The sequence below is a fragment of the Ktedonosporobacter rubrisoli genome, assembly GCF_004208415.1.
Classification (GTDB): Bacteria; Chloroflexota; Ktedonobacteria; order Ktedonobacterales; family Ktedonobacteraceae; genus Ktedonosporobacter; species Ktedonosporobacter rubrisoli.
Genome location: NZ_CP035758.1, coordinates 1,755,507 through 1,769,639, shown reverse-complemented (window position 1 = coordinate 1,769,639; position 14,133 = coordinate 1,755,507). Strand labels below are relative to the sequence as shown.

Genomic DNA, 14,133 nt, shown 5'->3' with positions numbered 1-14,133 from the left:
TTTCTCCATACGTACGACAGCAGGTATATACGTGCAGTCATACGTATGGAGAAGGTAGTGGAGAGCAGGCCTTTCCCGCGACTGCACGGTCCTCTGAATCCTCATCCGAAACAGCGCTTGCCTGGCAGTTTAGTGAACATGGCTGTACAAGCTCCCCAATTTATGTTAAGAATAGAATGGTTGCACTGTTCGTGCGCGCCCAAGCAACTTTTGTATTTTTGCTCATGTTCCAGGAAAGGACCTTCATTATGAACTCAGATCTGCGTATTGCGTTTGACCAGCGCGTCCCGGTGCGCGACGGCATTACCCTGTCGGCAGATATCTATTTCCCGCTCGGCGAGGAGCAGAGGCGGCCAGTTGTGCTCTACCGCACTCCTTATGTTAAGGCTAATATGGCGGTTTATCAGCGCGCGCTTCCCTTCGTCAAGCATGGCTATGTCTTTGTGGCCATGGATGTACGGGGACGCGGCGATTCTGATGGCGAGTTCACGCCTTACGTAAACGATGCGCAAGATGGCTACGATACGATTGAATGGCTGGCTATTCAGCCCTGGTCAAGCGGCGCTATTGGCACGATCGGTAGTTCATATCCGGGCCGTATCCAGTGGCTTACAGCGCTGCTTACTCCACCGCATCTCAAGGCGATGATCGTGGGAGTATCTCCCTCAGATCCATTTGTTGAGACACCAACAGGCCTGCCTTCGCCTATGCATCTCTGCTGGCTCCACCTGGTCAGTGGGCGCATGAATCAGCCGATGGAGACAGTATCCTGGTCTCAGGTTTACGAGCATCTCCCCTTGCTCACGATGGACGAGCGTGCGGGTCGCTATAACCAACACTGGCGCGCTGACTTTGAGCACACGCAGCTCGATGAATATTGGGAACGAGAGCGTTACCAGAACAAGTTCGATCGCATCAATGTGCCCGTACTCCACATTTCTGGCTGGTATGACGATGAGGAGATTGGCACACCGCTCAACTTCAATGGCATGACTACGCAAGGAGCCACGCCCGAAGTGCGCGCCAGCCAGCGTATGCTGATGGGACCCTGGGGCCACCAGTTTAATACGACTGCCAAACTTGGCGAGATTGATTTTGGTCCCGACGCGCTTATCGACATGAATGGCGAATATACCAGCTGGTTCGATCGCTGGCTCAAGCCAACTGAGGCGGGCACCAGCGCCAGCCAGAGAGCGACGGCGCGTATCTTTATCATGGGAGAGAATACCTGGCGCGACGAGTACGAATGGCCGCTTGCGCGCACGCAGTGGACACGCTACTATCTACACAGTGGAGGCAGAGCTAACAGTCTCTTTGGCGATGGGAGCCTCTCGACCCAGGCCGCCGAGGGCAATGAGCCCGCCGATACCTATCAATATGATCCGGCGCGTCCCGTGCCCTTCATCTCCGACGAGACCTCATCGCAGATCGGTGGTCCCGATGACTATGCAGCAGTTGAGCGTCGCGACGATGTACTGGTGTATGTGACCGAGGTCTTGACGCAGGATGTCGAGGTCACCGGGCCGATCCGCCTTGAGCTCTACGCCACCTCGTCAGCCTTTGATACAGACTTCACGGCGAAACTGATAGATGTCTGGCCCACAGGTTTCCGTCAGCGTCTCTGTGATGGCATGGTGCGTGCGCGTTTCCGCAACGGGATGGATAAGCCTGAGCTCATTGAGCCGGGCAAGGTTTACAAATACACGATTGAATGTTGGGATACCGCGCAGGTCTTTAAGGCCGGCCATCGCATCGGTTTAGAGGTCTCATCGAGCGCATTTCCCAAGTTTGATCGCAATCTAAACACTGGTGCGCCACTGGGCAAGACCAGCGAGTTTATTACCGCTGAGCAGCAAATCTACCACGATGCCGAGCACCCTTCGGCGCTCATTCTACCGATCATTCCGCGCTAAGCTCGTTATGTCAGGGGCAGGCACTTTTAGCGGCTTGTCTCTGACCCTGGTTTCCTCTCTTGCCACGCCTTCTGCAGAGGCTTGTAGCTTAGCAGTACAATCCCTTCCTGTTCGATAATCTCATGAGCTTGCGATGAGATCAAAAAGTCAAAATCCGTCACGCGCACCCGCCAGCTTTGGGGCTCTATAGCTTGCATCTCAGGAGTGTCTAGGGCCGGATGCACTGCCCATTCGCTCAAACCTTGTGGTAGTTCACGCAAAGCTCTGGCATAGAGGGCTGATTTCTCGGCTATATCCAGGCTATAGCTATCCAAAACATTGTGGTCATTGCTTGGCAAGCCCTGGCGCCGCAAGCCTTCGCCCGCTGCTGGATCAAAGACGCGCATGGCCAGGCCATATTCTTTTGCCAGCTTGACAGTCATCTCAAAAATATCGGCGCGGCCGCCATTATATAAGCAATGCCAATCCAGATGGGTCGACCTCAGCGAAGCCGCCAGCACAGCTTCAATCTGCGCGCGGAACTCGACTTCCAGCTCTCCGAGCTTGAGCTGAGCCAGCCACTCTGGAATGCGCTCGGTAGCATAAAAAAAGCCGCTCTCATCAACCAGCGATGGCACCTTATCTCTGGAAGTAAGGGGTCTGCAGCGATAATGGGGCACATCGCAGACGACTGTCAGGTGAACCCCAAAGGCGATATCGGGATGTTCAGAGAGCAGCTGCATGGCATGCAAGGCCCAGGGGCAGGGAACCATCAAAGTGGTTGAGCTGACCACTCCCGCCTTGAGCGCACGAAAAGTCGCCTCATTGCTGGCATGCGAGCGGCCAAAATCATCGGCATTGATAATCAATAAACGCGCGTCGTCTGAATACTTTAATAATCGGTTTGCCTGGCTTTCGTCGGCCTGGGTCATCTTTCTTACATCCTTTCAGGGAAGATTGCAGCAGAACTTTTCCTGCAGCAGCCATCATAGAGCTGACAAGAAACCAATCTGGAAATAGCTCATCTCGCAGACACGTATATACTATCATGCAAGCTTCGCAGACAAAAAGAGTAAACTTCGATCACCTGGCGCCTTTGTTAGCATTTTCACGAAGAGAGACGCTTGCCCTCAAGCTTGACAGGCGCCTCCCCCACAGCTCAGTCTGGCGTCAGTTCAATACAGAATTGTGAAGCTATTTCTGCCCATGCCTTCCTTGTCAAGGCAAACATGAGACTATTGGTGTACGGTTTCCTCAGAGGCTGCTTCATGCATAAAACCTGTGATATTCTTATCATCAAGCACATCTGCAGGAACAAGAGGTGTGATCAGAAAAGCTACATGCGCGCTAAGTGGATTCTCATAGAGATATTTAAGAAGTTGCTCGTGCGAAGAAACATTGAAGATACACAATGCTCCTGATTCGCCAACGCGCACCCAGGCATGCTCGATAATCCCTTGCTGCATGAGTCCACTCATGTATGCAACTCCTTCTGGTAAACGCTTCATATACTCATCAGCACTGATCCCAAGCGGGTTCTTTTTTGTGACAACTTCGAAAAGCATCGATTTTCCTCCTGCTAGTTGGTACATTGATCTGCAAGCTCGATCAAAGAAAGACACTACAACAAAGAATGGCTACTTTCCCCTGGCAAAGCTGTAACTGAAGCGTTCTCAATTACCGTCAAGGCAAGTAATTGCCGCCTCCAACAGCGAGATAGTTGCCGGTCAGATAGCTGGCCTGTGGTAAGGCCAGAAGTAAGATTGTGGCAGCAATATCTTCAGGCTGGCCAACGCGCCGTAGAGGCAGAGCCTGGCTGATAGCTTCTTTATGCGCCTGAATATACGGGGCCGAAGCTTCAGTCTCGACGGCACCCGGGGCTACCACATTCACACGAATGCCCTGTGGTCCCAGTTCCGGTACGAGCGCCTTGAGCAATGCTTCTACACCCGCCTTGCCAGCGGCCAGGGCGCCGGCGCCGCTGTATGGGACACGTGCAAGTGTGCTGCTCACGGCAATGATATTGCCGTGTTTGCGCTCAACCATCAAGGGAGCGATGACGCGCGCGGGCACGTAGGCTCCGACCAGCAGACGCATCACGATCTCCTGGTATTGCTCCCAGGTTGAGTTAAGAAATTGCCTGGAACTCCAGTTACCGCCAGCCTGGGCGCCTCCCCTGACTGGCTGGCTGGCGGCAATGGCATTGAGCACCAGCGTGTCGATAGGCCCTAATTCCTGCTCCACTTGCTGCACCATGACCTCAACCTCGTGCACGTTCTCCACACTGGCTCGCATAGCAATGGCACGCCCGCCAGAGGCCCGAATGGTCTCGACAACTGCTTGCGCTCGTTGAGCATTCTGATAATAATTAACGCCGATCGCTGCTCCATGCCTGGCAAGCAGCAGAGCAGTGGCCGCGCCTATGCCCCGGCTCGCCCCTGTAATCAAAGCCACTTGCCCTTGTAACAAGGTAGAGCTAGAGATGCTCGCAGCGTGCACTTCTTTCATTATCTTCTCCTTCGCTGGCTCAATCTTTCATGATACAATGATGCCAGACTCTGGATCACTGAGCCAGAATGGTGATTATCCTGGCATAAAAACTGATAGGATGGGCTGAGCATGAACGATCAGGAACGCCGGAAAGAGCTGGCGCACTTCTTGCGCACGCGAAGAGAACGCATATCGCCGGAAGCTGCGGGTCTGCCTGGGAGATCACGGCGTAGAACGCCGGGGCTGCGTCGTGAGGAATTGGCAGCGATAGCGGGTATCGGCTTAACCTGGTATACAGGCCTGGAGCAGGGACGCGCTATTACCGTTTCCACACAGGTTCTGGAGAGCCTGGCCCGGGTGCTTCACTTGAACGATGTCGAGCGCAACCATCTGTTTCTGCTGGCTCGCCAGGAACTGCCCACCGAGCCTTATCCCTGCACTACCGCTGTGAGCCCTATGCTTCAACACATTCTTGATAGCATGGGTACATCTCCTGCCTATATTGCAAATCCTCGCTTCGATCTGCTGGCCTGGAATCAGGCTATGGCGCGCGTCTATCAGACCAACTTCGGCGCTCTTCCTGTCCGCGAACGCAATATCCTTCGTCTGACGTTTACTTCTCCCTCGCGGCACATACTCCTGGCCGATTGGGAGCAAGCTGCGCAGCACCTGCTAGCGCTGTTCCGTTCCAGCACTGAACGCTACGTGGGAGAGCCTTTGAGAGAGGAGTTGGTTGCCGAGTTAGAGCAAGCTTCCCCGCAGTTTCGTGCCTGGTGGTCACAGCACGCGCTCCAGGTCACGCACACTGAGAAAAAAGAACTGAACCATCCTCTGTTTGGAAGGCTGGTCCTTCAACCCACTACTTTCCAGGTCACTGATGCCCCCGATTTGCGCATGGTCATCTATACACCTTTGCCAGAAGCTGATACGCCACAGAAGCTGGCCCTGTTGGGAGATTCGCAGGTAGTCCAGGCGATCCGCTAGCCTCCCAGGCCACTGAGCAATCGCCTGGGCATACACACTTTCTTCCCATCGCCAATATGCCAATCGTCCTGGATCTATCTCTATTCAAAATATGTGATGTGTAAAAATGTGAGTTTCTATATTACACAATAAGATTCATATTTATTACTATATTTCCCCTAAATTAGGGAAAAGCTCAGCTTATCAACAGGCTCTTTACCACATTTTAAGAGTTATATATTATATTTAGCATATAATATGCAAAAACAATATTTAATGCTTAGCATGCCATGCCGTCTTATAGTATGCCAGATTCAGAGCAAGAGATAAATATAGAAATCTAGAAAAGTAGATAGCCTTAAAAACAAGGGATCTAGAAGCCGGTCCTATCTAGAAAAGCATATTGACGAGAAAGAAAGAAATGTATACAATCTAGAAAGGAGTGACCTTAGTGCAAGAGAGAGGAGATTTGCTTGCCATGACCGAGGTCGTAGGCGTTGTCAATGGAAAAGGTGGGTCTGGTAAAACCCCCACCGCTGTACATCTTGCTTATGCCTTTGCCAGGCTGGGCAAGAGATGCCTATTTATTGATGGCGATCCACAGGGAACGGCTAGCTTCCACTTCCTTGGCATCAAGTACAAGAAGCAGCAGCCGACATTTTATGATGCCATCAAGAACCTGCAACGCATTGAACCCGTCGAGATCAAGGAGAATCTTTACCTCTTACCGGCGCACGATGAACTATCCAAAGCTGAGATCGAATTGACGGCCAAGCCTGGGTATTTCTATCAAGTGCAACTTGTGAAGCTGCTCAAGCTCTACCCGGAATTTGATATCGTCGTCGGCGACACACCGGGCAGCCATATCAGTATCTTCACAATCCTGATGCTTACGGCCGCCAACAAAGTGATTGTGCCGGTTAAGACAGAGATAGCAGCGGAACGGGCAACGACAGATACCATGGACCTGATCGAAGACGTGCGCGATGGTTTAAATCCGGGCTTGACGGTGTGGGGCATTCTCCCAACACAGTTCGAGGGCAACGTGGGGCATCATCAGGACGTGCTTGCCCTCCTACAAGATATGAAGGATACGCAGAACGTACCCTACCCTGTCTATGATATGCCGTCACGCAAAACAACCAAGTATAATGATGCCACTGGTATGCATATTGATGTAGCTGAGCTTGATCCGGGGTTGGGGCGTTATTGGGATCGCCTGGCAGAAAGCGTATTTGCCATTGCTGCTAGCGCTGAGAAAGTAAGGGGATGACGTGATGAGAGCTCGTAGACAAAATATTCGTACAATTCTGCAGCAAGAGATGGCCGAGGATCAGACTGAGGCCCAGAAGCCCGAGACGCAGGACACTGCAGAACAGAAGATCGTGGAGGCTGCGACGACGCCAACGCCTCCTGTAGTGCAGGCTGCTTCGGCTCCTGCTCAGCGCGCGCCTAACCAAGCCTACCCTGAGCCTCGGCAGGCTTCTTCGCAGCCCCAGGGCCAAAGCTATGCTGAGACGCAGCAGCCTGCTCCTCAGCCTCAAGCCTACCCTGAGCCTCAGCAGGTCGCGCCCCAGACTCAGGGCCAGCAATACTCTCCCGCAGCTGAAGCGCAAAATCAAGCTTATAGCGGGCCTCAACAGCCGCTATCTCAGCCGCAGAGCCAAACTTATGCCGAGGCGCGCCAACCCGCTCCTCAAGCCCAAACCCAGCCCTACTTCGAGCCTCAGCAAGCGCCATCCCAGGCTCAGAGTCAGGGCCAGGCCTATGCCGAGCAACGGCAAGCGATTCCTGTAGCTGCTCAGAATAAGGCATACGCGGAGCCGCATGAGTCTCAGATGGGACAATATTCAGCGGCCGTACAGCCGGTCGCTTCCTACCAGTCAAACCAGCCCTACTTTGAGCAATCATCTGCCAGCGCCTCTCAGCCTTCCCGGCCCGATGTGCTCCCCCAGCAGCCCCCCGCTTTCCAGGGCAACCCTCAGACGGGAAATATGGCTCCGGTACAACCATATCAATATCAGCAGCCCGAAGCCCCACGCCCGCACGAGGCAACTTATGCTCCGGCTTTCCCAACAGAAACGGCTCCGCGTCCGGGCAAAGAGAACGAGCCAAAGCGCGCTAAGCTGGGCTACGCTGTACGCATCGATCTGACCAGGGAATGCCGCAAGATTGCTATTGATCGCGGCATGCATGCCTATGAGGCTCTGGAAGAGGCCATGGAGATGTATATCGCTAAATATCGCCCCCAAAATTCTTAATCCTGCCAACGGATCGGGCGCATAGAAGAGAAAGGGTGGCTGCAAAGCTCGCCCTTTCTCCTGTCTGCCAGCAGGTCCCTCGCAGAGGAGGTACCGTGCGGTGAATATTCGGCTGGCGCTCCATATCTCGTTCTCTGCTCACAACTCCTCAAAAGTTCACGGTCACCCGCCAAAGCTGTTAGACGCGCAAGAGGGGCGGAACATCCGGTGGTGGCGCAGGAAAACGGAGGTCTGGTACTTGCGCCGGGCTGAACATCCCCTCGCCCGCCTTCGCATGGATCTCCTCGAACGAAAGCCCCTGCTGATAGGCATCGGCAACCTTCGCCGGGTCAACGAGAGCACCTATCATGAATTGCTGCCTTAACAGTTCCTGGGCTACCCATTCACGCGATTTTTTCCAATCGCCGAAGGCATCTATCTGTAATTCCACAAGATTGCCATCAGGATCTGCGTAGTAGTACGATAACGTGAAACCATGATCAATGCAGTAGAGAGGCACGATGTCTTCGTCTCGAAGTCGCAAATACACCGCGTTGAGCCCTTCAAAACTGCTATATTCAAACGCCGAATGATGCAGTCCGTCGTGATGAATCCGGTCCTCATCAGGCGTGATGCCAGGCACTGTAAGCAGGGCGATACGATGGTTTGCCAGATCGTTGCTCAGGAAGGTCGCGGCAGGGTGATCCGCCACAACCTCCATGCGCACAACTTTTTGATACCAGTCTACCATCTCTTGCGGGTCGTTTTCAGGTTTATATGATGCAGCCGGGGGACCCCCTTCGAGCTTTCCTGGTCGGTAGTCGGCCCTGAGCAGTCCACTGCTCGCTCTCGTTTGTCATAACCTTTCCTTTCACATTTGCGCTCCCATTTGGCCAGGAGCACTTCAATATATGGGATGAAAGAGTTTTTGGATGCCCCTGCAGGCGCAGCGCTATCTCCCACTCTTAGGGCTGGCGAATCAACTCGACAACTGGAATCAAGCGCGGATGCGCTTTCTGTTGGTACTCAAGGAAAACGGGGAAGATAGCAGCCATTTTCTGAAAGAAGATCTCTCGTTCCTCGCCCTCAAGAGCCTTTGCCCGCACAGCAAAGGTCTCTGTTCCCAGTTCAACTGTCACCTCCTGGGGATGCGCCAACGCATTGCGGAACCAGGCAGGATGCTTTTGTCCTCCAGCATCAGAGGCAATGACGAACAGACGCTTTTCCTCGGCAAGGTAGGCCAAAGGGTTCACACGTTCAAGTCCACTTTGTGCGCCCTTGGTATGAAGCAACAAAAGTGGTATTCCCTTAATAGGTTTACTCAATGGGTAAGTGCCGCTGATTTGCCCGTTATTCTCACGAAAATCCTTGATAACATCCTGGTTCAAAGGTTGATCTGTCTGTGGCATATGCTTCTTTCTTTCTTTTACAGCAATATAGTTATGAGGCCCTCTTGCCAGGCCCTGCAACCGTTGTCTACAATGATAAAGGGAATATGTCCCGAAAGCCATGTGCAAATACGCCTTTATGTCGGTTAGGGAACAAAATAGCCAATTTGTAGATAAAAAGGGCAGCGCATTCAGGCCAGCTACGAGGTCAAAGCAAGCAGGAACAGGAGCACTTTTTCATGGCAACACCTTCGAAAAACATCGATCGACGCGCTAAACGCACTCGTCAGGTCTTAGAAGAGGCTTTCCTTGCCATGCTGGATGAAAAAGGCTTTACCGCTATGAGTATTCAGGAGATTACCGAGCGTGCCAATGTCCATCGAGGTACCTTTTATGCTCACTTTGCAGACAAATATGCCTTGTTGGAGGCAGTTATCCGCGAAAGATTTCGCGATGCGCTAACCAGCGAGCTCCCACCCATCCCGCAATGGGAGCAAAATACCTTGCACCTGCTCATTGAGGCTACGTTGGAGTATTTCAAGGGCACGTATCATCAGTGCTCTTCATTGCATATAGTTGATCCTCTGACTGAAAAAGTAATCAGGGAAGAGCTTGCCACTTTCCTGGTCATCTGGTTGAAACAAGGCAAGAATGCGCAAATGAGATGGCAGCTAAGCGTAGAGATGACTGCAGAGCTTATGAGTTGGACAATTCTCGGCGCAGCGATCCAGTGGAGTCAGAATAGCACCACAATGACAGCAGAAAAGATGGCCCGGCATGTCGTGCTGATGCTTTTAGAAGGTGTCACCCATCTGGCTTCTAGTGCCTTGCCAGGGTAACACCCTCTTGCAGTTAATATAGATCAGCTTCGTGTCTTAAAGCACGAACCAGCAGAAATTTTCAATCGCCATTGGAAAAGCTGTTCGCTAGCAAACGCTCAAAACTACCATTTGCTTATGTCGGAGGCCGTGAGCTGCTCCGTGAGCAATTGCCACATACGCTCTTGCCGCTGTGCTCCCTGCAGGCTCGCTTCTAACAAGCGCCGGCCATAGAAGTAAGTGTAGATGTAGGTCTGGTGAAATGGCCGCTGCAAAGAGGCAAGTTGGCGATGGGCTGCCTCATCATTCAGGAGCGCATAGCGCTGCAAATAGTCCCGCACTTCGTCAGCCGGGCGCCCCTCGCGCAAGAGCCAGGCCGCATTACACGAGACACCAAACAAGAGATCGGTAGCGCGCTGGATCTTTGTTAGATCGCTACCATCCGGCTGCAGGCCAGCTTCTGGATAGATATGCTCGGCCAGCCATTGTTCGGCCTCGCCAGGGGCAAAGAGCAGCTCATGGGCGAGGAGTGCAAGCCCTTCACTTATCACAAAGGGAGGTGTGTAAAGCAGGCCCACGCGCTGTTCAAGATAGCCCCGCTTCTTGATAAGCTCTTCGTCTTTGAGCACGGCTTCGGCCAGGTGACCAGGATAGCCTTCATGACACAGCACATAGAAGAGATCGGTAAGCGGAAATGGTACAGCGGGATTGAGGTAGATGCACGAGCGCTTATTCCCCAGATAGCAGGCGATGGCGCGCACAGGCTGATCTGTAATGGTCTTGATCTCGGCTTGCTCGTCAGCCGGGAAGGGAACGAGAGCCCGTGTACGCTTGCGTGCCTCGTCGAGGGCGCGTTGGAGAAACATTGGCAGGAGATGCTTTTTTGCTGCGGGCAGCGTGAAGGCGGCTTTCCAGCTCTTGAAGCGCTCGGCCAGGCTGCCACTACCCGGCAAAGCTTCATCATAGAGAGCATAGGCCTGCTCAAAAACGCTCTCAGGCACCCAATCCACTTGAAGATCAAAGCAGCGCGCTACTTCCTCCTTGAGCGAAAAACGTTCTCCCTGCAAACGGCGGGCCACAGTTTCGAGGGCGCGCAACTGCCTGGCCAGAAATATGCTGCGTTGCGCCAGAAAATTCTGTTGTGGCAGGCTATCCATCAACTTTTGAGTATCGTGTAAGAGCAGCTCATGAGGCTGCAGTGGCTCATGCTGTACCTGTTCATACCACTCAGGCGGCTGATATTCCTCAACATCTATATAGCCAGTTTGCGCATGGATATGTTTGTTAAGGCGTAGGCATAAGACTGTGTAATCACGTAACCACTGTTCATTCAATATTAGTATCCTTCCTTTCATTCATGAGACAGGCTACTTTTCTAGCATTTGGGTAAAAAGCTTACAATGCGCATTCCTTATAATGGCTTGCGCTCTCTCGCCTATTTAGCAATGCATGTGTATGACTGCTAATTCTGAGTGTAGCACATCGCCCGGCTAATTGTTAGCATTTAGCTATTTTTTCTGCTAGCATTCAAGAAGATTGCATGCCAGAATGCGAGGTTCTATGCGCTACTTTATTGGAGGAAACAAAGGATGAGAAATGATCTGGGGAACCAACATATTTTCTCGTGAAGGAACTAACAGGGGAGAAGCGAGCCTGATTCTCCCCTGTTAGTTTTATCAGAGCAAGCGGCTTATGGTGAAAACTCGGCTCTGCTAGAAACCAAGCTGTTGCTTGACCAGAACTATCGTGACCCGACCAGGCTCGTGCTCTGCATTGATGGTCAGCAGTTTATTGATGGCACTGCCCTGGCCGTATTCTTGTCGGACACGTTCGCTTTCTAAGGGAAGGCAATGTTCCCGGATGCGACGCAGGCCATCATCCAACGTGCGCACGAGCTTTTGCGTGCCCACCACCCAGATCACCTTGCTCGCTCCGCAGGCAGCGGCGCTTAACTGGCTGCCAGAGGCTGAGGCGATGAGCACTTCGCCGGATTCGGTAATGGCATGGACGCTTCCCACCAGAACATCGGGGGCCGCTGCCAGTTTGCGCATCTCATTACGCTGAGTCGCATAATCAAGTTTCGCTGACCGAGCGCGTACCGAGTGAAAGCGCGTCGGGTGTTCGATCTGCTCGGCCAGGCCAATCGTCTCAAGGGTATGCGAGGGCGAATTATAGACCTCCGCTCCCGCTGGAATCTGCGCAAGCACATATGCGCTTGCTTCTGCGCCAGTAGCAAAGACGGCAACCTGCATACCGTGCGCCTGCAGCGCCTGCACAGTCCGCTCGATCTGCTGCTCTGATGCCAATTGTGTGAATTCAGAATTTGAGAGAAAAGTAGCCATTGGGATTGTTTTCACTTTCTTATCTTCTATACTTCTTGAGATGAACCAGGTGAAATGTTGCTAATGACGCTGTTGATGAGCTACCTTCTCACTCCCGTTTGTCCAGTCTTCTCGTCGTCATGAAAACCGTTCTTAAGCAGAAGGTTTGCTCATATGTGATTGGGTTCAGCTCAAGATGTCCATTCAATAGGTGAGCGTTTTCAAAGGATGCGCGGGAAAGTCAGCGCATCCTACGATTTATTTTCCTTTTGAAGAATTGTCAGCGGTCGGCGCCTTTGCCGCCCTGGGATCGAAACCCGCCAGCGACGTGGTGTCGAGATACCTGACCTCGTAAGAGCGCTCGGCAAACTTCCAGCCATCCGCAGTGCGCTGGTAGCGGTCGTGGTATATAGCATAGTTCACGTACGAGTTGCCGTCGCGCATGCGCATGATCTCACTGATATAGGCCCGACCGACTGCGGTATCGCCGTCAAGCTGGATCATGCCCGGATGCGTGGTTTGCACAAAGTATTCCCACTGCTCCTGCAGCTGCTCGCTCCCGGCGCGGATCTGCTCCCGGCCCACTTGTACTATATTGGCGTCAGGCATGCGCAGCACGCCGTCTTCGGTGAACAGCATGGCCATGCGCTCGTAATCGTCCATCATCGCTGCGTCAGTGAACTCGCCGCACAGCGCCTCGATCTCTATCCGATCAATAATGCTCTCTAAATTACTCATTGATTTCCTCATTATCTGGGTGTTACCAGCACTATGATCCCCTGGGATCACGCGCCAGCTATTCTGCCCCTGCTTTCTCATCTTTTTCTCGGACAAAATGTCCATCATGGGCCAGGGCTATCAGTAGTCAGCACCTAGCGATCCTTTCAGCGTGCCTACATGCCGGGTAAGCGCGTCGCTCCAGCGAACTTCTGAAGCAGGAATTTCATAAACTGTAGTGTCATTGTCGTCACCATTGCTGATAGGAATGTGCCTCAGCTTCTCTGGATTGGCGATGATATCGATCTCCTGGACCTGGGCGTCGACGCACGTCAGCCCCATAACAAAAACCACCTCTCCCTTCGCAAGGATGCGTTGATGCCACGCCACCAATTGTTTGCCGTTCTCAGTTTCTTCTCGTTCCTGGGGTAGCCGCGACTTGTCCTCCATAGCTTCCTCCAGGTAGCCGATCAAACCCGGTTGGCCATTAATCCACGTGGATCGGAGGGCAAACTTGACCACAGGGAACACTTTCTGTTGAAGCCCAAACAGATAGCGCGTCACCTGCCCTGGCCCATACAAAGGATGGAGGATTGTGCGAACTTTGCCTCCGCCATCGGTATGGAGCACAATCTCGTCTGCGAGCACCTGCAACAGTCCTTCCATATCGCCGTTCATCCAGGCTTGGAAAAACTTGGTAAAAACCTGCCGGTGTTGGGCATGGAGCACGGGCATGTGGTCAGGGAACGCGGGCAGATGCCGTCGCGCTCGATGCATAATCTGGCGGCAGTTTTCCGCGCTTTTCCCCACGATGGGTGCAATCTCTGCGTAATCGTAGTCGAATACCTGGCGCAAGATATAGACTGCCCGCTCAATAGGCGACAGGCGCTCCAACAACAGAAGAAAGGCCAGAGAGAGCGATTCGTTGAGCTCCCAGCGCTCGAACGGATCGGTGGTTGCAACCAACGGCTCGGGGAGCCAGAGGCCAACGTAGGTTTCTCGCTGCGTTTTCGCGGAGCGCAGCCGATCAATACACCTGCGCGTCACTATCGTGCTGAGATAGGCTTTGGGATTTTCTACGAATTCTTCCTGTTCCGCGATATACCATTGGAGGAAGGCTTCCTGTACACAGTCTTCAGCATCCATCACACTGCCCAGCATGTGGTATGCGATGGAAAAGAGTAACGACTTATGCTGCTGGAACACAAGTTCCTGTTGCGTGGGTGATCGTTTCATGGTGAAGTATCTCTTTTGCCATTATTCCTCTCGCCACCAGAAACAGCGAGCGAAGCAAGCGTGAAAGA

14 protein-coding genes are annotated in these 14,133 nt (G+C 52.9%); 5 read left to right on the top strand and 9 right to left on the bottom strand.

Going from position 1 to position 14,133, the window contains the following annotated elements; all coding sequences use genetic code 11:
- The first annotated feature begins 248 nt into the window (after positions 1-248).
- The gene (locus EPA93_RS08130; RefSeq protein ID WP_129886571.1) at positions 249-1,913 is read left to right on the top strand and encodes a CocE/NonD family hydrolase; all 1,665 of its coding nucleotides are present in this window, start codon (positions 249-251) and stop codon (positions 1,911-1,913) included.
- 26 nt (positions 1,914-1,939) lie between these two features.
- Here EPA93_RS08130 and EPA93_RS08125 read toward each other — a convergent pair whose 3' ends face one another.
- From EPA93_RS08125 to EPA93_RS08115, 3 genes are all read right to left on the bottom strand, one after another.
- Positions 1,940-2,824: a carbohydrate deacetylase gene (locus EPA93_RS08125; RefSeq protein WP_129886570.1), complete on the bottom strand. Its 885-nt coding sequence runs from the start codon at positions 2,822-2,824 to the stop codon at positions 1,940-1,942.
- Positions 2,825-3,127: 303 nt separating this feature from the next.
- Positions 3,128-3,457, bottom strand: coding sequence for a muconolactone Delta-isomerase (locus EPA93_RS08120; protein WP_129886569.1), 330 nt, complete (start codon positions 3,455-3,457; stop codon positions 3,128-3,130).
- Positions 3,458-3,575: 118 nt separating this feature from the next.
- Positions 3,576-4,400 (bottom strand): SDR family NAD(P)-dependent oxidoreductase, encoded by an 825-nt coding sequence (locus EPA93_RS08115; protein WP_129886568.1) that lies wholly within the window; start codon positions 4,398-4,400, stop codon positions 3,576-3,578.
- 111 nt (positions 4,401-4,511) lie between these two features.
- Between EPA93_RS08115 and EPA93_RS08110 the strand changes: the two genes are divergently transcribed.
- The 3 genes from EPA93_RS08110 (at position 4,512) to EPA93_RS08100 (ending at position 7,606) form a co-directional block, all read left to right on the top strand.
- The gene (locus EPA93_RS08110; RefSeq protein WP_129886567.1) at positions 4,512-5,366 is read left to right on the top strand and encodes a helix-turn-helix transcriptional regulator; all 855 of its coding nucleotides are present in this window, start codon (positions 4,512-4,514) and stop codon (positions 5,364-5,366) included.
- A gap of 430 nt (positions 5,367-5,796) precedes the next feature.
- Positions 5,797-6,618 carry a ParA family protein gene (locus EPA93_RS08105; RefSeq protein ID WP_129886566.1) on the top strand — a complete coding sequence of 274 codons (822 nt, stop codon included), beginning with the start codon at positions 5,797-5,799 and terminating at the stop codon, positions 6,616-6,618.
- 4 nt (positions 6,619-6,622) lie between these two features.
- Positions 6,623-7,606, top strand: a complete 984-nt coding sequence (locus EPA93_RS08100; protein ID WP_129886565.1) for a PAT1 family protein — start codon at positions 6,623-6,625, stop codon at positions 7,604-7,606.
- Between the two features lie 178 nt (positions 7,607-7,784).
- Here EPA93_RS08100 and EPA93_RS08095 read toward each other — a convergent pair whose 3' ends face one another.
- Together EPA93_RS08095 and EPA93_RS08090 are read right to left on the bottom strand one after the other, a co-directional pair.
- Positions 7,785-8,420, bottom strand: a complete 636-nt coding sequence (locus EPA93_RS08095; protein ID WP_277988963.1) for a VOC family protein — start codon at positions 8,418-8,420, stop codon at positions 7,785-7,787.
- Positions 8,421-8,550: 130 nt separating this feature from the next.
- A complete protein-coding gene (locus tag EPA93_RS08090; protein ID WP_165422957.1) occupies positions 8,551-8,994 on the bottom strand; it encodes a nitroreductase/quinone reductase family protein in 444 nt (147 codons plus the stop codon).
- Positions 8,995-9,212: 218 nt separating this feature from the next.
- Here EPA93_RS08090 and EPA93_RS08085 point away from each other — a divergent pair, with 218 nt between their 5' ends.
- Positions 9,213-9,812, top strand: coding sequence for a TetR/AcrR family transcriptional regulator (locus tag EPA93_RS08085; RefSeq protein ID WP_129886562.1), 600 nt, complete (start codon positions 9,213-9,215; stop codon positions 9,810-9,812).
- Positions 9,813-9,916: 104 nt separating this feature from the next.
- Here the strand turns inward: EPA93_RS08085 and EPA93_RS08080 are convergent, their stop codons facing one another.
- The 4 genes from EPA93_RS08080 to EPA93_RS08065 all read right to left on the bottom strand — a co-directional run bounded on the left by EPA93_RS08080 (position 9,917) and on the right by EPA93_RS08065 (position 14,065).
- Positions 9,917-11,125, bottom strand: a complete 1,209-nt coding sequence (locus EPA93_RS08080; RefSeq protein WP_129886561.1) for a DUF885 domain-containing protein — start codon at positions 11,123-11,125, stop codon at positions 9,917-9,919.
- A gap of 378 nt (positions 11,126-11,503) precedes the next feature.
- Positions 11,504-12,148: a lactate utilization protein gene (locus tag EPA93_RS08075; RefSeq protein WP_242527351.1), complete on the bottom strand. Its 645-nt coding sequence runs from the start codon at positions 12,146-12,148 to the stop codon at positions 11,504-11,506.
- 222 nt (positions 12,149-12,370) lie between these two features.
- A complete protein-coding gene (locus tag EPA93_RS08070) occupies positions 12,371-12,850 on the bottom strand; it encodes a nuclear transport factor 2 family protein (protein ID WP_129886560.1) in 480 nt (159 codons plus the stop codon).
- Between the two features lie 120 nt (positions 12,851-12,970).
- A complete protein-coding gene (locus EPA93_RS08065; RefSeq protein WP_129886559.1) occupies positions 12,971-14,065 on the bottom strand; it encodes an RNA polymerase sigma-70 factor in 1,095 nt (364 codons plus the stop codon).
- Positions 14,066-14,133 lie beyond the last annotated feature (68 nt).